Below are 20,693 nucleotides of genomic sequence, written 5' to 3' on the forward strand. Positions count from 1 at the left end.
GCCATCTGACAGCTTCCTTTCTACTCTACTAAACAGCGCTTTCTTATTGCATTTTTAAAATACTGGCATTTATTCCTCAACCATACTCAGTTGCACATTGGAATCACCTTGTGGTCTATTTAATACCAGTTTTGATTCTGGTAATTCGATCCCCAATGCTTCTTTTAGCACTTCTTCGATGGTTGCAACATGAATAATGGTTAACGCATTTCGCACTTCTTCAGGAATATCACTGACGTCTTTTTCATTATCTTTTGGCAATAGTACTTTTGTGATGCCACTGCGTTGAGCAGCAATAACCTTTTCTTTAATGCCGCCTACCGGTAATACCTGACCACTTAAGGTAATTTCCCCTGTCATGGATAGTTTTGAATCAACCGGTTTCCCGAGGATCAATGAAGCCAGTGCCGTCGTTAGGGTAACGCCGGCGGATGGTCCATCTTTAGGGGTTGATCCGGATGGCACATGAATATGGGTGTCATTTTTAAAGTAGTCAAAGCCATTGGCCAGATCACCCAATCGGGACCGGATCAGACTCATCGCAATCGTAGCACTTTCTTTCATGACATCACCCAATTGGCCCGTCAAAGTCAGCTTGCCACTTCCAGGCATCAGGCTTGCTTCGGTAAAGAGAATTTCTCCACCAACTGCTGTCCACGCCATTCCTGTTACAACGCCAGGTTTGTTATTTTCACCAGCTTTTTCATGTCGTCTGGTTTTATTACCTAACACGTCACTCAGGTTTTTCGTTGTCACAACAAACGGAAGCTCCACTTTTTTAGAGACAATTTTTTCCGACACAACTCGGGCAATTTTTGCCAACTGCTTGGTCAAACCTCGAACACCCGCTTCAGCTGTATAGTTTTCAACAATTGCTTCGATGGCAGAATCTTCAATCTGAAGCATTTCAGTGGTCAATCCATGATCTTTTAAAACGCTTGGCAGCAGGTGATCGATGGCAATCCGTTTCTTTTCACCGTTGGTATAACTCGACAGCTGGATTATTTCTGCCCGATCCAAGAGCGGTGCTGGGATGGTGCTCAAATCATTAGCTGTTGCGATGAAAAATACCTCCGATAAATCGTATGGGATTTCCAGGTAATGATCGGAGAAGGCACAATTTTGTTCTGGGTCTAATACTTCCAGCAAAGCTGAACCAGGATCACCCTGATGCGACATCCCCATTTTATCTATTTCATCCAGGATAAACACCGGATTCTTAGCTTCAGCATTGGCAATACCTTTAATGATACGTCCTGGCATTGCCCCCAGGTATGTTTTACGATGGCCTCGAATCTCAGCCTCATCCCGAACCCCACCCAGACTGGCTCGTACGTATTTACGATCCAACGCTTCAGCAATACTCCTTCCCAAACTGGTTTTGCCGGTTCCCGGAGGTCCCACCAGCAGCAGGATTGAACCTTGTTTATCTTTTTTTAATTTCATTACGGCCAGATGTTCAATGATTCGTTTTTTTACATCATCGATACCAAAATGATGAGACTCCAATACCGCTCTGGCGTGTTCAATATCAATTTCTTTTTTCTCACTGGTCCATGGTAGTTCTAAAAGCAAATCCAGATAGTTCATAATCACATTGCTTTCACCCCCATTGGGCGGTGAGTTTTCAAATTTCCTGACCTCTTTCAAGGCGATTTTTTTAACATCCGGGGGCATATCCGAATCCAGCACTTTTTTGCGGTAATCGGCTTCTTCTTCCAGCTCTTCATCGAGTTCTCCGAGTTCGGCTTTAATATTTTTTAACTGTTCCCGAAGCATCGCTTCACGATAGGTTTTATCCTTTCGTTGGGAATACTTTTTGCTGATTTCCAGTTGCAAATGAACCGAATCTTTTTCCCGGATAATATAGTCAATAAAGCTCAAGGCACGTTCTTTTAATGAATCAATTTCTAAAAGAACCTGTTTGCTTTTTAATGGAATGCCCATCATCGGAATGGTATAACCCATAATTTCTTCTAATGAAGGCAGACCTTCCAGGATACTGACAAAATACTCAGCTCCTTTAAAATTATGACTTAAGTCTTTCATCAATCCTTTAATGTAAACAATCATTTCCTGCTCTTCATCAGCATTAATGTCCAGTATATCGTCTTGAACAGTATATGAAGCAGTAATCTGTTTTTCTTCGAAGGTAAAATCCAGAACCTTTACACGATTGATGGTAGTAATATCAATAATGAAACCATTATCGGATTTCTGAATGTTGTCAAATTTCATTAACACGCCAATCCGATAAAAGGAATCAGCAGTCAATTGAACCAATCCTTTATAATCCTTAGTTGACAAGCCGATGGCCAGGGTATTATTTTTAATGATCAGTTCTTTGATATTATTACCAATATCTTCGTTGACAAAAATACGATTTGAAATCCCCGGATAAATTACAGTTTCCGTAATCGGGATTAATGGTGCGCTTTTAATTTCTAGTGTACTCATTTTTCTTCCTCCTCATCCTCTAAAGATTTGTTTTTTATTAAAGGATTTTGTTTAGTAAGGTGATCAATTGATCCAGCTCTTCATCGTTGAGACTGCTTTTAATACGTTCAATCATTTGAATCTGGGTTCTTTCCTCGGATCTGGCAATTGATTTACCCTTTGGTGTGAGATAAATAAAATACACCCTGCCATCCTCTGGTGAACGTTCACGATACACACAGCCCATGGAAATAAATTTACTAATCAATTCAGTAATCGTCGGTTTCGAATTTCGTGTTTCCTGAGCCAATTGACTAAAGGTGACACGATAATTCTTATCGATAATTTTCAGATAATATTTCTGTTTTGAGGTAACATCTTCCGCCTGACACTGACAGGTTTCATTTTCATGCAATGCCGCATCCAGTTTCAGCAGTTTATGATAGGCCTCATATAATTCGTTTTTCTTACAAGTCATATTATCACCCAACTTTTTTATTAGTTAGCGCTTACCTAACTATCTATCACTAGTATAGCGCTCCATTCCATAATTGTCAATCATGCCGTCTTATTATTCGGAATCATTAAGCTTTACTTAATGTAAATCGATCAAATCACATAATCATCCTGCTCATAGGCGCTACCCTCAACACCAGTTTAGATACAAGTGTATGCTACTTTGATTCGTAGCCTAGCTGAACTACGTATTGACAAAGATCCATCCACAGGCTATGATCATATAAGATAATAAATTTATTTGGACCTAAAGGAGACGATTATGGAAAAAACCCCTTTGGCTACCGTCAATGGTAAAACAATTTACTCTGCGGATCTCGATGCCTTAATAAGACAATTACCCCAAGAACAAGCAAATCAATTTACTTCGAAAGAAGGTCGACGTCAATTGCTAGAAGAACTCATTGCTCAAGAGCTTTTTTATTTAGAAGGCAAGGCAGCAAAGGTCGATGAAAGTGAAGAGTTTCAAAAAATGCTCATCGATGCTGAAGAAAAGCTGCTTAAAACCCATATGATTGCCAAATTCATGATGGATATCACCGTACCTGATGAAGAAGTTCAGAAATTTTACGATGAGAACCCGAACCAGTTCATTGCTCCCGACAGTATTCGAGCCAGCCATATTTTGTTGCCGACTGAAGAGCAAGCTGTAACCGTGATTGAAGAAATCAAAAATGGAAAATCCTTTGCAGCTGCTGCGAAAGAGTACTCGATGTGTCCATCCAATGAAAAAGGTGGAGACCTCAGTTATTTTTCTAAAGGTCAAATGGTTCCCGAATTCGAATCCGCCGCCTTTGCCCTTGAAATCGATGAGATGACCGAACTACCAGTACAAACACAGTTTGGCTTCCATATTATTAAGCTGACTGATCGCAAGATCGCTCAAACGATCCCCTTTGATGCCGTAAAGGAAAATGCTCGTAATTACTTACTGCGTGAAAAGCAGAACAAAGCATTTATCGGCAAGGTCGAAGACCTCAAACAAAAATATCCAGTCAAAATGGAAGCAAGCACCCTATGATTAAAAGACCGAAGCGTTTTTCGCTTCGGTCTTTTTCGTAACTCTTACCGTTCCGTTTCTCTATTCTTCATCCTGATTTTTACAACACCCTTTGCCGATAAAACGATGGCCGATGACAAACCCCGCAATCGTAAAGGCAATTGTAAGCACAACTAAAGCGCACGGGACAATTTTGTCCTTATGAACCGCTACACAGCATTGGCTCTCTTCATTATTTTTACAACACATTTTGTTTCCTCCAGCTTTCTTTAGTCTATGATCTGATTTGTACCCCATTTTTTACTTTTAAACCATCAGGCTTGCAATAATTCCCGCAACAGAATATTTATCGAAATTACCTGCACCTTATATATATTAACAATGAAAAATCCAGCCGGTGTTATAATCCGGCTGGATCCATTTAAATCGAGATATCCAACAACTGGCCGATATTAGGATCTGGTGCAGGACCAGCTACAGTGGCCGACGGAGTCGCTGTTTCGACCATTGCCATCATATCAGTCATTTGCTCTGTACCAGTTTCCATTGCCATTTTCATCACCGAAATACTGGCTTGTTGACTAACCTGCATTTGGCTCAAACCCATTGATAGTGCCGCAATATCCATATTCATTCCACCCTTCTTTTTTGTGAATCAATGAAAATTTCATGAAACAAATTCGTTCGAATCAGCCGTTGCCTTAATCTACATTCTAAACACATGTATGTTATCGTACTGCGATGCCTTTACTTTAGGATAATAATACCATAATATGAATAACAATATCTTAATCGTTACATTTAATTTTTAGACTATTAATTACTTAATTATAACACGAATAGCGATAAAATAAAAATAGTTACCATTGCTGTCATTCCCATAATCAGGGTCAATAGCGTCTGGGTACGATAGCCATCCTGGGGTGCCATTGCCCCAAAGTTTGTCACCACCCAAAAGTAGCTATCGTTTGCATGGGATAACGTCATTCCCCCAGCCCCGATCGCCAGCACTGCCAGAACTGCAGATAATGGGGTAGTTAAACCTAATGCCGTCATCATTGAGCCAGCGTCTGAATAGCTGCCCATAATTCCTGCCGTCGTAGTCATCGCAACTGTTGAAGATCCTTGAGCCGTTTTTAAAATAGCTGCAATCAGAAATGGAAAAAAGATACCGGCCTGGGATATGAAACCGGCATTGGACTGAATAAATTCAACAAAGCCAGCTGCAACAATCACCTTACCTAAAACCCCACCAGCAGCTGTTACAAATAGTATGGGTCCAACAATCTTCAAGGTTTCATTGGTCAGTTCATAAAAATCTGCTGTTTTTTTTGTTGAAATCAAGAGCCCCAACGCACATAGTAACCCTCCCGTTAGTGCAATCATGGGAGTTCCACAAAAAGCAAAAAATTGACCCAATATTCCGCCAACTGAGAATAAACTGGTAATTGAACCAAGCGCCATCAGTACCACAGGTACCAGAATCGGAGCAACGGAAGCCAGACCACCGGGTATTTCACCATATTCAGAAAGTAGTTCCGCCATATTTTTTTGATAGTCCTGATCCTCAAGTTCATCTTTTGATTTGATTTTTTCACCAATGTATTTTGAGAATATCAGCGCCGCCACTAATGTAGGAATCGACACCAGTGTACCGACACCAATAACTAACAGCAAATTATTTCCAACCCCAAGCGTTCCAGCTGCTGCAATCGGTCCTGGTGTGGGTGGAATAAATACATGAGCCGTATAAAGTCCCGCTGCCAGAGCTACCGTCATGGCTACTGATGAGGTTCTGGTTTTTGTTTGCATTGCTTTGCGAATCGGATCTAAGATTACAAACCCACTATCGCAAAAAACCGGCACTGCGACAACCCATCCTATAATCATCAAAGCCAGTTCAGGATTATTCTGTCCCACCATCTTTACTACAAGGTCTGCCAATTTAATTGCCGCACCAGTTTTTTCCAAGATTAATCCAATTAAAGCACCCAGAATAATCACAATACCAATACTTGTAAATATTCCTGAAAATCCGGATCCTAAAATTCCGGGAATTTCTGAAAGCGGCAATCCGACAACCACAGCAAGGATTAATGAAACACCCATAATCGCTAAAAAGGGGTGGACACCCCATCTTGAAATGGCGATAATCATCACACCAATTGCAATTGAAAATGTACTCATCAAAACCAAACCGGTCATAAAAATACCCCTCTTTTTATTTTAAGCATTCGTCCTGAAATCAGCGAAGCCTAGACGTTCTTACCATACTATTTAATATTCTGGCTAAGCTTTTGGCGCAAATCATTCATCCCATTGAGCATTTCATTTGCCATCAAAATGTGTTATGATTAAGATTATTATGATCCACTAGCAAATCATTTAAGGAGAACAATCCGATGCGAAAAAGACTATTTATTGTATGTATTCTATTCCTCTCTATTGCAACACTAGTTGGCTGTATACCGACTTCTGAAAAAGAGTCCGATTCCCTGGGTCTGGAATCCACCGACCGTTATGAGCTTCTTATCGGACTCAATGATGTGAGTACCGGTAAACAAATCATGGATACCCAGGAGGCCATTGAAATAATTAAAATGAAACTTTTAAACCATGTGAGGCGCGTAACACTAACTGTTTCTAATGGCTATTATTATATTGGCGCATTAATTGTAGATGAAACCACACTAAATTGTGTGATTTATGGTGCCAATGACGAATCCATTACCGCCCTTGTTGATGAAATAAACAAAGATCTGAATGTCTCTGTGTTGGTATCCAAAACGCCCAGCAAATACCGTCTAATCACACCATAGCGGGTAATTAGCGTCGGCGCACTGAAGATTATTTGTTCCACTACTGATGCATAAATCCGATTCAATGATCATTTTTTGTTTTAACAATATCAATGACTTTCCAGATATTGTCAATCATGAACGTGGGTTTACACTTTTCAAGAGCAAGGGGTGTATTATAGCCCCAGTTAACCGCAGCAACATCGACCCCAACCTTATGACAGGCTTCAATATCTCGGACTTCGTCACCGATATATAACATTTCACTAGGTTTAATATCATGCTTACGCAGCACCTTCTTGATTTTTTTGACTTCGACATCAGTGCCGAGCACATGATAAATTCAATCTCATGACTGATGTCGTAAGTTATTAAGAAATCAGAAACAGTTTTCTTTATATTCGAGGTGAGAATGCCAATATGCTTGGTTTCCTGTCTCAACGCCGTAAAAAACGCATGAATATCTGGGGCAAAAGCATGGATTTCATTTGATTCCTTGCGCATCATTTTTTGCCCATCCCGCAGTGCTCGAGGAAATTGATAAAATGGGATATCAACAATTTCCTTTATCTCTTTCACATGAAGATTCTTAATATGCTGAAGTTCTTCCATGGTGACAGTGCTGTATTTATATTTTGTTGCCAGTTCGTTGTATATATTAAAGGCTTTCTCTTCAGTATCCGCAAGGGTACCATCAAAATCGAAAACCACACATTTATAGGCCATAGATGACTCCTCAATTTAATTGTTTTTTTGTTTGTATCCAATCACTTTGCTTTTTAATTTCTTTTCTAATGAATCATGAAAAAAATAGTAATCCAGACCTAATCGCTGCGCCTCATGCATCGCTGCGCTACCAAAGCGGATTAAATCATCCTTAGTATTTGCATGGTCAGGAAATTTTGAAATTCCAATATGGCATTTTAATGTAAATGCGTTTTCCTCAATAACAAAGGGCACATCAAACAATTTCGATATCAATTGACAAATCTCCATAACTATTTTAATACCCGTGTCACACGGATAAAACAAAACAAACTGATCCGTATAACGACGAACGAAAAGCCCATATTTCCCAACACAGCCATATAACCGCTCACTCAACGACTGCATCAAATGATCTTCAACAGCCTGACCAAATGCGTCACCGACCAAATGAATTCCCTCAACGTGAATAAAAATCAAAGCCAGATTCTTATCAGGGTTTTTCCCGTTCTTGTCAAAGTAATTATCCAAAACCTGTTCCAACTTATAACGATTGGGTAATTTAGTGACTGGATCCTGAACAAACGCGGCTTCCAAGGCTTTGCGTTTTTCGATAGTTTCTGATACATCGATACCAAGCAGAATATTAGTGTTTTTTCCATCTCTTCTGGAAAAAGTCGCATGATCCCACTGAATATAATGGATATTTCCTTTGTAATCTCTAAAGGGTAATGGTCGTCGAAAATCTAAATTTTCATTAACAAACTTTCGATGTGCACGGTTAAGATTTCCAAAAACATCTCGAAGATTTTTATTTTCGATCTCATCATCAGTAATTCCACTCAATTGCTGAACCACGTGATTAATGTTTCTAACTTCAAAATTACTGTCAAATTCAATAAATAAAAGCCTGCTGTTGTTAAGCACCTTATCTGTGAAAATCAGTTGTGCATTTAGTTCTTCACGTAAATCGACCTGTTTTGTGACATCCTGAAGAATCCCAATGGTTCGAAGATGCTCATTTTCTTTAGTAAAATAATGTCGAATTCGCAAATAGATATCCCGAATTTCACCACGGTTGTTTTTTATCCGGTAATGTGTATCCACTTTTTCCTGCGCCTGAAATGCCCGTAAGAAGGCTTTCCAAACCCGGTTCTGATCATCCTCATAAGCCATCCAGTAGATGATGTCAAGATTCGGCTCGACCTCACCTTCTTCATAGCCAAGTATACTATAAAGCTCTTTTGACCAGTAAATTTTTTTGTTAAATAATTCATTTCCCAATAGCCCAAATGGGCAAGATGCTGAATTTCTAACAGTTCTTCTTTCTGCTGACTGATATACTCATCCTTTTCATAGGTATTTTTCAAATCCGTACCGGTTACCACCATGTAGGTTTTTTCACGTCCCTTTTTACTGTTTATCTTCAACGGTTTAAAAACTAGATGAATTGGAATTACCTCACCACTTTTATGATAAAACTTGATATCCCTTTCATACACACCCTTTTCAGCAATCGCTTTTTTTAATTGGTCCATCTCGTCTTCAAAAACATAGTCCATCGGAATCCGTTGGATACTTTTTCCGATAATTTTATCTGCTGGTTTTCCCTGATACTTCAAAAATGTTTCGTTTGCTTTATGTATGATTCCATTTTTATCAACTACAACAATACTATCTGTCACTTGATTGAATACTCCCTGAAACACCTTTTCAGCCTGTTCCCACTCTTCCCGCCGATTATTGATTTTAACGAGATGATAGATAATTGTCCCTGCCAAACAAAAAATAACAATGGTTCCTAATATTACCATTGTTGTTATATTCTCTCCTAAAAAAATATTTATCTCATTTTGCATAATGAACACCTTGCTTTCTGATGTATCATGTAATCGGCATATCAACCAAGCTATTTGTTCAAAGATGATACTTAGGATATTTGCCTTCAATTCACAGATATATTATAATACATACTGTCAACAAAATCCATTACTGTCCATTTTTATTTTTTTAAATTGGACTATCTATTTTGAACTACATCTATTTTTGTCGCCGACATGTAGATAACAATGAACATATTTGGAATCAATCATACACCAATAATCTAATCGTCCTTGCTTGTAACAAGCATCCGGCAGAAGGAAAATTGATAAATCACTTAAAAAGCTTTGACAAATTGTGAATTCATGCTACAATAGAGCTAACACTTTACCAGACTACAGCAATAAAGCAAATATGAACAAGGAGGTTCACATGCTTTTCAATTATACCATCGATGGATTCGAAAACATCCAGCATCAGGATTATTTTGCCTTGCAGCAAATCAATCATAAACTTATGTCACTTTACCGGTCCTTTGGCTATCATCAGATTTCCACCCCCACCTTTGAAACCTACGACCTTTACGTCAATGAAGATTCTATCCCCAGCGATGATCTCTTTAAGCTGGTGAATCATCAGGGCAAGGTCCTTGTCTTGAAGCCCGATGCCACCTTGCCGGTGACCCGTATGGCTGCTATGAACCATCCCAATGCTCAGGATGTCATTAAATTTTCTTATGAGACCAACATTTATCGTAATTTTTCATCACCAGAGATCATCAAAAAAGAGATTACCCAAATTGGGATCGAATATTTTGGCAACAACAGCCCGGAATGTGACGGCGAAGTGATTGCCCTGGCGATCCGTTCCCTGCTTCAAAACGGCATTAACGATGTCCATATTGATCTGGGCCATGTCGGCTTCATCAATTTTCTTTTTGACGATTTGGCCTTTTCCGCCAAAGAGAAGGCTACCCTATTTAAATACATCGAAAACAAAAACATTGGCGACATCGCCAACTATCTGGAAAAGCTGGCCTTGCCGGATGATAAAAAAGCCATCATTCTTAAACTGCCACTGCTTTATGGCGAGCCTAAAACGGTATTAAAACAGATGGAAGCCCTGTGCATCAATGATAAAATGCGTCAGGTTGTCGAAAAAATTTCTGAAATCTACGCCCATCTGGAGATCATTGGCCTGGCTGATTATGTCAGTTTTGATCTTGGTTTTACCAATCAGATGAACTATTACAGCGATATCAACTTTAAAGGTTATATCAACAGCTGTGGCGAGCCGGTGATCAGCGGCGGACGCTACAACCATTTATCCGAAAAATTCGGTATTCCCCGTCCGGCCTGCGGTTTTGCCATCGATCTGCTCAAAGTGATTGATTACATGGAGCAACATCAGCTACTGCCCCGGGATGACCAGCGGATCCATGTGCTTTTTTATGAAAAAGCACAAAAAGCCAACGCCTACAAAATGGCCGAGCAATTGCGATCTCAAGGAGCCATTGCCGAAGTTTTCTTGATGAATGAAACGAAAGAAACGCAGGCTTTGTCTTTCCAGGCAAATGCCCTTTATAAAAATGCCGCCCTGTACTTTATAATGGACGGCAAACTCTTTTCCGAAAACAACGGAAATTTTTCAGAAATCAAAACAATTAGTTCCGAAAGCGAGGTGCAATAAATGGTCATCCGATTCGCCCTGGCCAAGGGCCGTGTCGCCAAAAAAGCGATTGAGCTGTTAATTGATCTCGGTTATGTTTTTTCCGACTACTCGGAAAAAAGCCGCAAACTGATCTTTACCGATACCACCGGTGCTATTGAGTTTTTTCTGGTGAAATCACCGGATGTTCCCACGTATGTCGAAAAAGGCGCCGCCGATATTGGGATTGTCGGCAAGGATGTGCTGCTGGAACACCCGGCCCAGGTTTATGAGATGCTAAACCTTGACATCGGCAAATGCAAAATGTGCGTGGCTGGCTTTGAAAACCGTCCCATCCCCTATGGTAAAAAAATGGTGGTCGGTACCAAATACCCGGTTATCGCCAAAGAATACTTTCATACCAAAAACCAACTGGTCGATATCATTAAAATCAATGGCTCGGTGGAGCTGGCCCCGCTGATTGGTCTGGCCGACTGCATCGTCGATATCGTCGAAAGCGGCAGCACCTTGAAAGAAAACGGACTATCGGTGCTGGCAGAAATCTGCGAGATCAGCTCCCGATTGATTGTCAATCAGGTCAGCCTGAAAACTAAACGGGAAATGATCGACCCCATTATCAAGGCATTTGAAAACCAGTTGTAGTTATTAGTGACGAGAGCTGGTTATTTAATTAAATCGAGAGGAATAAAATGAAAACTATCACTTATAAACAAGGGATGGACCTTGACACCATCTTAAAACGCAACGACGATGAGCGGGAGGATATTCGCAACGCCGTTCTGGAAATAATTAAGGGCGTCAAAAAAGAAGGCAATGCCGCTCTTTTGTATTATACGCAAGCCCTTGATCACTGTGTTCTCACCCACTTGCAGGTCACCGAAGCAGAAATTGATGAAGCCTTTGCCGCGGTTCCCGCTGAACTTCTGGATATCATCCGGGAAGCGGCCGAGAACATTCGTGATTTTCACGAAAAACAGTTAGAAACTACCTGGACCTACACGCCCCAACCTGGGGTCATCCTGGGTCAGCACATCACACCGATTGAACGGGTCGGCCTCTATGTCCCAGGTGGAAAAGCAACCTACCCCTCGACCGTGCTGATGGATGCCATTCCGGCGCTGGTGGCCGGGGTCAAGTCCCTGGTGATGGTGACGCCACCGGGTCGGGACGGCAAAATCAATCCCACGATCCTGGCGGTACCGCCAAAATTGCCGGCGTCCACGAAATTTATAAAATCGGCGGCGCCCAGGCGGTTGCCGCCCTGGCCTATGGCACGGAAACCATCAAAGCGGTTAATAAGATTGTCGGTCCCGGGAATATTTATGTCGCCACCGCTAAAAAAGAAGTTTTTGGCAAGGGTCGATATCGATATGATTGCCGGTCCCAGCGAGGTCCTGATCATTGCTGATGAAAATGCCAACCCGGTTTACGCCGCTGACCTGCTGTCGCAAGCCGAACACGATGAACTGGCGATGCCGATTCTGGTGACGACCTCAGCGGAGCTCGGCAATCAGGTTATCGATGAAGTCTACCGCCAGATCAGTGAAGACTTAAGCCGCAAAGTAATCGCCAAAAAATCTGTCGATGATTATGGCTTTATCTTTATTGTCAAAGATCTCGACGAGGCCTTTGAGCTGTCCAACCAGATTGCGCCCGAGCATCTGGAACTGCTGATCGAACACCCGATGGATTCGCTGGAAAAAGTAAAAAATGCCGGGGCCATCTTTATGGGTGCCTACACCCCAGAACCCCTGGGCGATTATTTTGCAGGGCCCAACCACACTTTGCCGACCTCCGGCACAGCTAAATTCTCTTCTCCTCTGGGAGTCTATGATTATTTGAAAAAATCCAGCATCCTATCCTATGATCAGGCCGCATTGCAGTCAGTCTATCCCAAGATTGCCGCCTTTGCCCGTTGTGAAGGATTGGATGCCCATGCCAAAGCAGTTGAAAGGCGGTTTGAAGACTAATGGAATCACTGATACGAAAAAATATTCAGCAATTAATTGCCTACAAGGTCGATGCCCCGCAGTTTGAGATCGTCGTCAATGCCAATGAAAGTCCTTATGACTTTCCCATGCAGCTCAAACGAAAATTCTGCGACGAAATCTGTAACACTGATTTAAATCGCTACCCGGAGGCCTGTTTTCCGGAACTGATCGCAGCCATTAGTGACTACACCGGTGTCCCGGGCGAAGGCATTATCTGCGGTTCCGGCTCGGATGAGCTGATTGCGATGATCAACCAGGCCTTTGTCGATCCCGGTGATGTGGTGGTCTCCCACTCACCGTCCTTTGCCATGTATGATATCTGGGCCACCATTGCCAATGCCCGACATATCATGGTCCCCGATCTGCCGAGCCACATTCCCGACGTGGAGGGGTTGATTGCAGCGGCTTGTGAGAATCAGGCCAAACTGCTTTATATCTGTAACCCTAACAACCCCACCGGCTATATTTTTAGTCGAGCGGATATTGTCAAAATATTGGATTCGGTCCCTTCACTGGTGATCCTCGACGAAGCCTATATCGAGTTCTTTGGTGAATCGGGCGTTGATCTGCTGGAAAAATACCCCCGCCTGCTGGTGCTGCGGACCTTGTCTAAAGCCTTCGGTCTGGCTGGTATCCGCTGTGGCTATGCCCTCGGCAACAGTGAAATAATTGATATTCTTTACAAGGTTAAGGGTCCCTACAATCTCAATGTGCTGACCCAGAAATTGGCCGTTATCGCCCTTAAAAACTGCGATGCGATCCTGCGTAATCTGGAAATTTTAAGGGCCGAGCGCCAAAATGCGATGCAGGTGCTGGAGACCTTTCCGGGCCTGACCCTTTATCCCTCCGGCGCCAATTTTATTTATTTTGAAAGCGACCGGGCTGAAGCCATCTATCAGGCGCTCCTGAAACGAAACATCCTGATTAAACGCTTTGCCGAGACAGACGTGACTCCCGGCAGTATTCGTTTTTCGATGGGCAAACCCCAGGAAAACCAAAAGATTCTGGATATTATCCGGGAGGTCGTGTACAATGAAGCGTAAAAGCACCTTAAGCCGGTCCACCACCGAAACTGAAATTTCGCTATCACTTAATCTTGACGGCTCGGGAATCGCCCAGATCAACACCGGCGTCGGTTTTTTTGATCATATGCTGACGCTCTTCACCAAGCATGGCAAATTTGATCTGACCATCGACGCTCATGGTGACGAGGCTGACAACCACCATGCCATCGAAGACATTGGCATTCTGCTGGGAAAAGCCTTTTATGATGCCTTGGGTGACAAGGCTGGCATCAATCGCTATGCTTTCCAGTTCACTCCTATGGATGAGGCCCTGTGCCGCACCTGTGTGGACATCAGCGGTCGCAGTTACCTGGTTTTCGATGTCCCCCTGACCCGGGAATTCATTGGTGACTTTGAAACAGAAATGCTGGAAGAGTTCTTTAGTGCCTTCACCAGCAACAGCAAAATGACCCTCCATGTGGCTTCCCTCTATGGCAAGAACAACCACCATATTGTCGAAGGCATTTTTAAATCGCTGGGCCGCACGCTAAAAGACGCCTGCTCGATCGCAGCTGGCAACACCGAAATTCCATCCACTAAAGGAATAATCGAATAGGTAATTGCGAAACTACCGTGAGCTTTGCGCCCAGTTTCCACGAAACAATTTTTACACTGTACGGCGGACAGTTCGTTGAACTGTTCGCCTACACGTTACAAAATTGTTTGTGGAAAATGCACATAAAGCAACCGTTGTTCAATGCTTTTTCATTTCGCGATTACCTAGGAAAAATAAAATAACAGGAGGACAACCATTGATCGCAATTGTCGACTACGATGTCGGAAATTTAAAAAATGTCGCTACTGCCCTGGGTGATGTCGGTCTTTCCGGCACCATCACCCGAGATAAAAAGATTCTGGATGCGGCTGACGCCATCATTCTACCCGGGGTTGGAGCTTTCTCTGACGCCATGGATAACCTCAGAAAATTTGATCTCATTGATGCTCTGAATGATAATGTCAAAAAAGGCAAAATTCTGATGGGTATTTGTTTGGGCATGCAGCTGCTTTTTGATAAAAGCTACGAGGACGGCGAATTTTCAGGTCTCTCTTATATCCCCGGCGAAATCGTCAAATTCGACGCCCCCGGGATAAAAATCCCCCATATGGGCTGGAACAATCTGGTGATTAACCGGGACAGCCCGCTGGTCAAAAACATCGGCACCGAAGACTATGTCTATTTTGTCCATTCCTACTATGCCAAACCAGACAACTTTGATGATGTGGTGGCTTATGCAAAATACAGTGTCAAGGTACCCGCCATTGTTCAAAAAGACAACGTCATTGGGATGCAGTTTCATCCGGAAAAAAGCTCAAATGTGGGCTTTAAACTACTAACGAACTTTAAGGAGATGATATCATGATTGTGTTTCCAGCCATCGATTTAAAAAACGGCAAATGCGTCCGTCTGATGCAAGGACAGAAGGATGCCGAAACCATATATTTTGACAACCCGGTGGATGTCGCCCTGAAATGGCAATCTAAAGGTGCACAGTATCTGCATCTGGTCGATCTGGATGGAGCCTTTGACGGCCAACCGAAAAATCTGGAACTGATTAAGGATATTGTCGCCGCGCTGGATATTCCCGTCGAACTGGGCGGTGGTATCCGGACGCTGGAAATTGCCAAAGACTATATTGACAGCGGCGTCGCCCGAATCATCATTGGTACCCAGGCGGTAAAAGATTTCGATTTTATTGTCAAACTCCTGGATCTTTATGATGAAAAAGTCTGCGTCTCCATTGACGCTAAAAACGGTCTAGTTTGTACCGAAGGTTGGGTTGAGAGCAGCAATATTGAGGCCCTGGAACTGGCCAGCAACCTGGAAAAACTGGGTCTGTCGACTCTGGTTTATACCGACATATCAAAAGACGGCATGATGACTGGTCCAAATTTTGACATGCTCAAGCTACTCAATGACAACTTAAAAATTGATATTATCGCTTCCGGCGGCATCTCCAAATCAGCCGACCTGATCCGTCTTCAGGAAATGGGACTTTACGGCGCCATTACCGGAAAAGCACTTTATGAAGGGGCCATCGATCTGGAAAAACTGTTGCAAGAGGAGCTTAAATCATGCTGACCAAACGAATCATCCCCTGCCTGGACGTGGATCACGGCCGGGTAGTAAAAGGTAAAAAATTTCAGGATATTCAGGATGTTGCCGATCCGGTCGAACTGGGCCGATACTACTCCGACCAGGGTGCCGACGAGCTGGTTTTCTACGATATAACGGCCAGTTATGAAGATCGGGACATCTTTATCCATATTGTTGAGAAAGTTGCTGAAGCGATCCGCATCCCCTTTACCATCGGGGGCGGAATCAGCAAGGTTGAAGATTTCCGCAAAGTGCTGATGGCCGGCGCTGATAAGGTCTCAGTTAATTCATCAGCCGTTAAAAACCCCCAATTGATTCGCGAGGCAGCCCTTCGTTTTGGCGCCCAATGTGTGGTTTTATCGATCGATGCCAAACGCAATAATAAAGGTTCCTGGGATGTCTACGTTAAAGGCGGCCGGGAAAACACCGGTATCGATGCGATTGAGTGGGCGAAACAAGGCCAGGACCTGGGGGCCGGAGAGATTTGTATCAACTCCATCGATACCGATGGGGTAAAAAAAGGCTATGATCTGGAGCTCAACCAGAAACTCTCCCGTCTTTTGACCATTCCGATTATTGCCTCCGGCGGAGCCGGAAAAATGGAAGACTTTGCTGAAGTATTAAAAATAGGCGCCGATGCGGCCCTGGCGGCATCCGTTTTTCACTATAAAGAAATTCCCATTGCTGATTTGAAAAATTATTTACATGATCAGCAAATACCTGTCAGACGGGTATAGAAAGGTAAAACATGGATTTAGAAAATATAAAATATAATGAAGCGGGACTGGTTCCTGCCATCGTTCAGGATTATGAAACCCGTCAGGTGCTGATGATGGCCTGGATGAATGAAGAAGCGTTGAAAATGACCCTGGATACTAAAAAAGCCACTTTTTACAGCCGCAGCCGCCAGGCTCTGTGGGTAAAGGGCGAAACTTCCGGCAATACTCAAACCGTGGTAAAAGTTGATTATGACTGCGACGGCGATACGCTGCTTCTTCAAGTCATTCCAGCAGGCCCTGCCTGCCATACCGGCAACACCTCCTGTTTCTATCGCAGTCTGGCAGTGAATCCCGAAACAAACCTGGGCAACATGGAAGTATTGACGATGCTTTATCATCTTATAGCTGACCGAAAAACAAACCCGGTAGAAGGTTCCTACACGAATTATTTGTTTGAAAAAGGCGTTGATAAAATCTGTAAAAAAATTGGTGAAGAAGCGGCTGAAACAATTATTGCCGCTAAAAACAATGATCCTGATGAACTAATTTATGAAGCTTCAGATCTGATCTATCACTTGCTGGTATTGCTCAATAATCAGAATGTCGACCTGGAATCGCTATTCCATGAGCTGACTAAACGCCATAAATAAGTCTTTCAAAAGCCGATTAAATAAACGTTAATCGGCTTTTTTTAGACTATTTTATCCAAACAATAAGGGGCGCTTGCCACACCCCCTACTGCTCCAATTAACAACAATCACCGCCGCAAAAACTACGATTGGCCATTTTGGCTTTCATCAACATCATAACCAGTTCGTCCTGCGTCATTCCTGACCAGGTTGCTAAATCAAGGTTCGATGGATAGGAACCGCAACGTTTTATTTCACCATCCACTACAGTAACTGGCAGTGCATCCGAGCCATTTTTTTCAATAATCTCACTTATTTCCCTATTTCTGGTGAATACATCCGGATTTTCAATCAAACCGTATCGCAACACTTTTTTTCCTTCACTCGTTAACGCCCGAAGCATCGTTTTAATCCTTAAGACTTCCCGATCCGCTCCCGATCCGCAACCATTGCCACTATCGCATATTACCGAATCATATATCTCAATTATCTTCATTTTTATCAACTTAGTTCATCCCTATTTATCTTGAAGTCAATCAGATTTCGATGAACTACCTTTCATAGAACTACCTTTCATATTAGTATGATTCTAAAATAATCGAATTGACTGATTCTGTCAAGTTATCTTGCAAATCACTTAAGATGTTATACAGTTAGTTTGATAAAATATTTATATTAAAGCCAACCATATTTTTATTGCACTTACGTTATTAATCGTGTATAATATAGATACTCCGAAGTTTAAGATTTCTAAGGTGCTTGCTATGAACTTAAACCCGTAGGGTATAATCGGAAACGGTTATGTCTCCCATTGTGGAAAAGGGGCTTGACAGAATAATTTTTTTGTCATTTTGCATTGTTTAAGTGCAGAAAAAAAAGGCCATTCCATCAGGAGTGGCCTTTTTTTTCCCTGAACGTCCCTGAATTTTATTTATTTGTAACCGAAATACGTAAATCAGGACACTTTCTTTTAGACGCCAAAGCCGGACTAACCAACCGGTTTTTGGTTGTTTTTTGAAAAAATGTCTTATGTAAAAGCCAAGCCCGATTATTATCAAATCTCCGGGCTTGGCTTTTATCATCAACCTCCTGCAACAGGAGGAAAAATCGCCATATATCCATCTTCTTTAATGGGAACCGCAAGCATGGCATCAACTTTCCCGTCAACCCCATCGACGATAAGAGCTGCAATTTCCGGCGCGGTGATACCCAAACTATCGATGACATCCTGTCCTGTCATTCCCGGGGTATAATCCATTTCGACGATCTTCCCTCGGCCCTCCCGAAAATTTGCAAATAATTTTATTTTGATTGACATGTTTCCTCCTAAAACGAAAGGGACGATCAAAGATCGTCCCTTAAATTTATTCTATAATAAACCTAATTTTTCAAGACGTTCTTCCGTTGGAATACCATCTTCATCCCAGCCGCGTTCTTTGTAGTACAGTGGCAGCAATTCATCCAGTTTATGAACCCAACCTTTTGTTGGTCCATCTGGCATTGCTTCTTCTAATAAACGTGGTGGCAAGGTATCTTCTTCTGGTGAAATACCAGCTTCTAAATTAAAGAGTTTTTCCAGATTCCAGATTCGTTCACCAGCTAACAAAACATCTTCAGCCGTCCATTCGGTTCCCAGAACCTCGTTGAGCATGTCAGCATATTGCTGAGCACCCAAAGCAAATGAGGTGAACAGACATAAGCCAGTGGAATCGATAACTGCAGTCAGATCCTGGAATACTTTTGCCCATACTTCTTTACCTGAGAGATCAAAACGATCCAGTTTTTCGGGTAAACCAAGGATTTCAGGAGAAATCAGGTAGCCACGAACATGGCATCCACCACGGTTGGAGGTTGCATATTGAAGACCCATCCCCTGGATTCCACGAGGGTCATATGCTGGCAAGTCTTGTTTCTTAACCGACATGGAGTATTCAGGAACGCCAAAGAAATCAGCCAATCGGTAGGAACCACGGGCCAGTAAATCACCAAAGCCTTCTCGATTCCCCATTTTTTTGAGCCAATGAACTACTGACTCAGCGTTTCCGAATTTTAGGATCACATCATCATCAAGCATTTCGTCAGTGATATAACCACGTTGGTACAATTCCATGGCAGCAGCTAAAGTCGCACCAGCAGAAATGGTATCTAAACCCAGTTCATTACACCAGTAGTTCGCATCGATAACCACTTCCATATCGTCGATACCTAAGTCACCTGCAAACACCCAGAGGGTTTCATATTCAGGTCCACCGATGCCATCAGGACTCTTATCGCTTTTGACCCAGCGACCACAGCCAATTGGGCAATGATGACAAGGATTACGCTTGATCAGATATTTTTCAGTCATGGTTTCGCCGCTAACAGCTTCAGCGTCCGGATCGACACCTTCCTGGAAGTTTTTAGTCGGGTATACCCCATGTTCATTGATAATATTAACCAGGACAGCGGTTCCATAGGTTGGTAAACCACCACCCGTAACGCCATTCTCTTTTAACATTGCACGGCATTCTTTAGTAACTGCTTTTAATCCTTCTACATTGGCAATTTCCGGTTTTAAATTTCCTTTAACAGTAATAGCTTTTAAGTTTTTCGAACCCATTACTGCCCCAACACCGGAGCGACCAGCAGCTCGATCTTTTTCATTCATGATCGCTGCCATTTGAGACAGCTTTTCACCAGCTGGACCAATCGTTAATACCTTTGAGCCTGGTTGTTTTTCAGCCAGCAAATCACTGGCTTCTGTGGTGTATTTCCCCCACAGATCCAAGGCCGGTAAGATCTCTACCTTGTCTTCATCAATATTAATGTAGACCGGGAGACTGGCTTTCCCTTCAATGATAATGGCATCATAGCCAGCATACTTCAGGTAGGCGCCCCATTCTCCACCAGAGTTTGAAGAAGCAATGCATCCTGTTAACGGTGACTTTGTAACGACCATATACCGACCACCGGTAGGAGTCGCTGTCCCTGACAACGGACCATTGATAAAGACGATCTTATTTTCTGCCGCAAAAGGATCAACCTGCGGATCAACCTCATCCATATACAGCTTTGTTCCTAAACCACGACCACCAATATATTTTTTTGCCAACTCAAAATCCAGATCTTCAGTTGTCACTTCATTGGTCGTCAAATTGACACGTAAAATTTTCCCCATGTAACCAAACATTTCGTACGCCTCCTAAATTTTATTTATTTGTAACCACTATCATTATACCCAAATTTTACCTTTTATTCAATCGATTAAAGGA

General features: G+C 42.5%; 22 protein-coding genes, 2 pseudogenes and 1 riboswitch. Of the genes and pseudogenes, 11 read left to right on the forward strand and 13 right to left on the reverse strand.

Annotated elements, in window-relative coordinates; translation table 11 throughout:
* Nucleotides 1-69: 69 nt before the first annotated feature.
* Nucleotides 70-2,457 carry an endopeptidase La gene (lon, locus tag CHL1_RS10950; RefSeq protein WP_250932874.1) on the reverse strand — a complete coding sequence of 796 codons (2,388 nt, stop codon included), beginning with the start codon at nucleotides 2,455-2,457 and terminating at the stop codon, nucleotides 70-72.
* Nucleotides 2,458-2,494: 37 nt separating this feature from the next.
* A complete protein-coding gene (locus CHL1_RS10955) occupies nucleotides 2,495-2,914 on the reverse strand; it encodes a MarR family winged helix-turn-helix transcriptional regulator (protein WP_070371163.1) in 420 nt (139 codons plus the stop codon).
* A gap of 300 nt (nucleotides 2,915-3,214) precedes the next feature.
* Between CHL1_RS10955 and CHL1_RS10960 the strand changes: the two genes are divergently transcribed.
* The gene (locus tag CHL1_RS10960; protein ID WP_070371162.1) at nucleotides 3,215-3,973 is read left to right on the forward strand and encodes a peptidylprolyl isomerase; all 759 of its coding nucleotides are present in this window, start codon (nucleotides 3,215-3,217) and stop codon (nucleotides 3,971-3,973) included.
* 60 nt (nucleotides 3,974-4,033) lie between these two features.
* On the opposite strand, the gene CHL1_RS10965 is transcribed toward CHL1_RS10960, so the two are convergent.
* The 3 genes from CHL1_RS10965 to CHL1_RS10975 form a co-directional block, all read right to left on the reverse strand.
* The gene (locus CHL1_RS10965) at nucleotides 4,034-4,201 is read right to left on the reverse strand and encodes a hypothetical protein (protein WP_250932876.1); all 168 of its coding nucleotides are present in this window, start codon (nucleotides 4,199-4,201) and stop codon (nucleotides 4,034-4,036) included.
* A gap of 172 nt (nucleotides 4,202-4,373) precedes the next feature.
* Entirely contained in the window at nucleotides 4,374-4,586 is a 213-nt protein-coding gene (locus CHL1_RS10970; RefSeq protein ID WP_228883351.1) for a YjfB family protein, read from the reverse strand.
* Nucleotides 4,587-4,780: 194 nt separating this feature from the next.
* Complete coding sequence (locus CHL1_RS10975) at nucleotides 4,781-6,157, reverse strand: GntP family permease (protein WP_250932878.1); 1,377 nt, start codon at nucleotides 6,155-6,157, stop codon at nucleotides 4,781-4,783.
* Between the two features lie 197 nt (nucleotides 6,158-6,354).
* Here CHL1_RS10975 and CHL1_RS10980 point away from each other — a divergent pair, with 197 nt between their 5' ends.
* Entirely contained in the window at nucleotides 6,355-6,771 is a 417-nt protein-coding gene (locus CHL1_RS10980) for a hypothetical protein (RefSeq protein WP_250932880.1), read from the forward strand.
* A 61-nt stretch (nucleotides 6,772-6,832) separates the two neighbouring features.
* On the opposite strand, the gene CHL1_RS10985 is transcribed toward CHL1_RS10980, so the two are convergent.
* From CHL1_RS10985 to CHL1_RS18635, 4 genes and pseudogenes are all read right to left on the reverse strand, one after another.
* Nucleotides 6,833-7,012 carry an HAD hydrolase-like protein gene (locus CHL1_RS10985; RefSeq protein WP_420840468.1) on the reverse strand — a complete coding sequence of 60 codons (180 nt, stop codon included), beginning with the start codon at nucleotides 7,010-7,012 and terminating at the stop codon, nucleotides 6,833-6,835.
* Nucleotides 7,013-7,116: 104 nt separating this feature from the next.
* Nucleotides 7,117-7,476: pseudogene (locus CHL1_RS10990) on the reverse strand (HAD hydrolase-like protein); the annotation flags it as partial.
* A gap of 15 nt (nucleotides 7,477-7,491) precedes the next feature.
* Nucleotides 7,492-8,739 (reverse strand): sensor domain-containing diguanylate cyclase, encoded by a 1,248-nt coding sequence (locus CHL1_RS10995; protein WP_250932884.1) that lies wholly within the window; start codon nucleotides 8,737-8,739, stop codon nucleotides 7,492-7,494.
* A 98-nt stretch (nucleotides 8,740-8,837) separates the two neighbouring features.
* Nucleotides 8,838-9,314, reverse strand: a pseudogene (locus tag CHL1_RS18635) (PAS domain-containing protein); the annotation flags it as partial.
* A 394-nt stretch (nucleotides 9,315-9,708) separates the two neighbouring features.
* Between CHL1_RS18635 and CHL1_RS11005 the strand changes: the two are divergent.
* The 9 genes from CHL1_RS11005 (at nucleotide 9,709) to hisIE (ending at nucleotide 17,463) form a co-directional block, all read left to right on the forward strand.
* Complete coding sequence (locus CHL1_RS11005; RefSeq protein WP_250932885.1) at nucleotides 9,709-10,965, forward strand: ATP phosphoribosyltransferase regulatory subunit; 1,257 nt, start codon at nucleotides 9,709-9,711, stop codon at nucleotides 10,963-10,965.
* Nucleotides 10,966-11,586: an ATP phosphoribosyltransferase gene (gene hisG, locus CHL1_RS11010; protein ID WP_070371156.1), complete on the forward strand. Its 621-nt coding sequence runs from the start codon at nucleotides 10,966-10,968 to the stop codon at nucleotides 11,584-11,586.
* A 47-nt stretch (nucleotides 11,587-11,633) separates the two neighbouring features.
* Entirely contained in the window at nucleotides 11,634-12,914 is a 1,281-nt protein-coding gene (gene hisD, locus CHL1_RS11015) for a histidinol dehydrogenase (RefSeq protein WP_250932887.1), read from the forward strand.
* A complete protein-coding gene (gene hisC, locus CHL1_RS11020; protein WP_148636416.1) occupies nucleotides 12,914-13,978 on the forward strand; it encodes a histidinol-phosphate transaminase in 1,065 nt (354 codons plus the stop codon). The genes hisD and hisC overlap by 1 nt, the downstream gene beginning before the upstream one ends.
* On the forward strand, nucleotides 13,968-14,555 hold the full coding sequence (gene hisB / locus CHL1_RS11025; RefSeq protein WP_070371153.1) for an imidazoleglycerol-phosphate dehydratase HisB: 588 nt from the start codon (nucleotides 13,968-13,970) through the stop codon (nucleotides 14,553-14,555). Before hisC ends, hisB begins: the two co-directional genes overlap by 11 nt.
* 196 nt (nucleotides 14,556-14,751) lie before the next feature.
* Nucleotides 14,752-15,360, forward strand: a complete 609-nt coding sequence (gene hisH, locus CHL1_RS11030) for an imidazole glycerol phosphate synthase subunit HisH (RefSeq protein ID WP_148636415.1) — start codon at nucleotides 14,752-14,754, stop codon at nucleotides 15,358-15,360.
* Nucleotides 15,357-16,079, forward strand: coding sequence for a 1-(5-phosphoribosyl)-5-[(5-phosphoribosylamino)methylideneamino]imidazole-4-carboxamide isomerase (gene hisA, locus CHL1_RS11035; RefSeq protein ID WP_148636414.1), 723 nt, complete (start codon nucleotides 15,357-15,359; stop codon nucleotides 16,077-16,079). The genes hisH and hisA overlap by 4 nt, the downstream gene beginning before the upstream one ends.
* Nucleotides 16,073-16,831 (forward strand): imidazole glycerol phosphate synthase subunit HisF, encoded by a 759-nt coding sequence (gene hisF, locus CHL1_RS11040; protein WP_250932888.1) that lies wholly within the window; start codon nucleotides 16,073-16,075, stop codon nucleotides 16,829-16,831. Before hisA ends, hisF begins: the two co-directional genes overlap by 7 nt.
* A gap of 11 nt (nucleotides 16,832-16,842) precedes the next feature.
* The gene (hisIE, locus tag CHL1_RS11045; RefSeq protein WP_070371149.1) at nucleotides 16,843-17,463 is read left to right on the forward strand and encodes a bifunctional phosphoribosyl-AMP cyclohydrolase/phosphoribosyl-ATP diphosphatase HisIE; all 621 of its coding nucleotides are present in this window, start codon (nucleotides 16,843-16,845) and stop codon (nucleotides 17,461-17,463) included.
* 97 nt (nucleotides 17,464-17,560) lie between these two features.
* On the opposite strand, the gene CHL1_RS11050 is transcribed toward hisIE, so the two are convergent.
* The 4 genes from CHL1_RS11050 to CHL1_RS11065 all read right to left on the reverse strand — a co-directional run bounded on the left by CHL1_RS11050 (nucleotide 17,561) and on the right by CHL1_RS11065 (nucleotide 20,611).
* Entirely contained in the window at nucleotides 17,561-17,938 is a 378-nt protein-coding gene (locus CHL1_RS11050) for an arsenic metallochaperone ArsD family protein (RefSeq protein ID WP_148636412.1), read from the reverse strand.
* Nucleotides 17,939-18,163: 225 nt separating this feature from the next.
* A riboswitch (molybdenum cofactor riboswitch) is annotated at nucleotides 18,164-18,281 on the forward strand.
* A 21-nt stretch (nucleotides 18,282-18,302) separates the two neighbouring features.
* Entirely contained in the window at nucleotides 18,303-18,524 is a 222-nt protein-coding gene (locus CHL1_RS11055; RefSeq protein ID WP_070371148.1) for a hypothetical protein, read from the reverse strand.
* Nucleotides 18,524-18,760, reverse strand: a complete 237-nt coding sequence (locus CHL1_RS11060) for a MoaD/ThiS family protein (RefSeq protein ID WP_070371147.1) — start codon at nucleotides 18,758-18,760, stop codon at nucleotides 18,524-18,526. Before CHL1_RS11060 ends, CHL1_RS11055 begins: the two co-directional genes overlap by 1 nt.
* 51 nt (nucleotides 18,761-18,811) lie before the next feature.
* Complete coding sequence (locus CHL1_RS11065; protein ID WP_070371146.1) at nucleotides 18,812-20,611, reverse strand: aldehyde ferredoxin oxidoreductase family protein; 1,800 nt, start codon at nucleotides 20,609-20,611, stop codon at nucleotides 18,812-18,814.
* Nucleotides 20,612-20,693 lie beyond the last annotated feature (82 nt).

It is taken from the genome of Acetobacterium wieringae (assembly GCF_023700225.1).
Lineage (GTDB): Bacteria > Bacillota > Clostridia > Eubacteriales > Eubacteriaceae > Acetobacterium > Acetobacterium wieringae.

Coding starts and splice junctions, on each gene's coding strand:
- CHL1_RS11055 (WP_070371148.1), bottom strand. CDS start 18,524: ATGATAAAAGCCAAGCCCGGAGATTTGATAATAATCGGGCTTGGCTTT.
- CHL1_RS11065 (WP_070371146.1), bottom strand. CDS start 20,611: ATGTTTGGTTACATGGGGAAAATTTTACGTGTCAATTTGACGACCAAT.
- CHL1_RS10955 (WP_070371163.1), bottom strand. CDS start 2,914: ATGACTTGTAAGAAAAACGAATTATATGAGGCCTATCATAAACTGCTG.
- CHL1_RS10970 (WP_228883351.1), bottom strand. CDS start 4,586: ATGAATATGGATATTGCGGCACTATCAATGGGTTTGAGCCAAATGCAG.
- hisA (WP_148636414.1), top strand. CDS start 15,357: ATGATTGTGTTTCCAGCCATCGATTTAAAAAACGGCAAATGCGTCCGT.
- CHL1_RS10965 (WP_250932876.1), bottom strand. CDS start 4,201: ATGTGTTGTAAAAATAATGAAGAGAGCCAATGCTGTGTAGCGGTTCAT.
- hisF (WP_250932888.1), top strand. CDS start 16,073: ATGCTGACCAAACGAATCATCCCCTGCCTGGACGTGGATCACGGCCGG.
- hisC (WP_148636416.1), top strand. CDS start 12,914: ATGGAATCACTGATACGAAAAAATATTCAGCAATTAATTGCCTACAAG.
- hisG (WP_070371156.1), top strand. CDS start 10,966: ATGGTCATCCGATTCGCCCTGGCCAAGGGCCGTGTCGCCAAAAAAGCG.
- CHL1_RS10980 (WP_250932880.1), top strand. CDS start 6,355: ATGCGAAAAAGACTATTTATTGTATGTATTCTATTCCTCTCTATTGCA.
- CHL1_RS11060 (WP_070371147.1), bottom strand. CDS start 18,760: ATGTCAATCAAAATAAAATTATTTGCAAATTTTCGGGAGGGCCGAGGG.
- CHL1_RS11050 (WP_148636412.1), bottom strand. CDS start 17,938: ATGAAGATAATTGAGATATATGATTCGGTAATATGCGATAGTGGCAAT.
- CHL1_RS10985 (WP_420840468.1), bottom strand. CDS start 7,012: ATGTTATATATCGGTGACGAAGTCCGAGATATTGAAGCCTGTCATAAG.
- hisIE (WP_070371149.1), top strand. CDS start 16,843: ATGGATTTAGAAAATATAAAATATAATGAAGCGGGACTGGTTCCTGCC.
- CHL1_RS11005 (WP_250932885.1), top strand. CDS start 9,709: ATGCTTTTCAATTATACCATCGATGGATTCGAAAACATCCAGCATCAG.
- hisB (WP_070371153.1), top strand. CDS start 13,968: ATGAAGCGTAAAAGCACCTTAAGCCGGTCCACCACCGAAACTGAAATT.
- hisD (WP_250932887.1), top strand. CDS start 11,634: ATGAAAACTATCACTTATAAACAAGGGATGGACCTTGACACCATCTTA.
- CHL1_RS10960 (WP_070371162.1), top strand. CDS start 3,215: ATGGAAAAAACCCCTTTGGCTACCGTCAATGGTAAAACAATTTACTCT.
- CHL1_RS10975 (WP_250932878.1), bottom strand. CDS start 6,157: ATGACCGGTTTGGTTTTGATGAGTACATTTTCAATTGCAATTGGTGTG.
- lon (WP_250932874.1), bottom strand. CDS start 2,457: ATGAGTACACTAGAAATTAAAAGCGCACCATTAATCCCGATTACGGAA.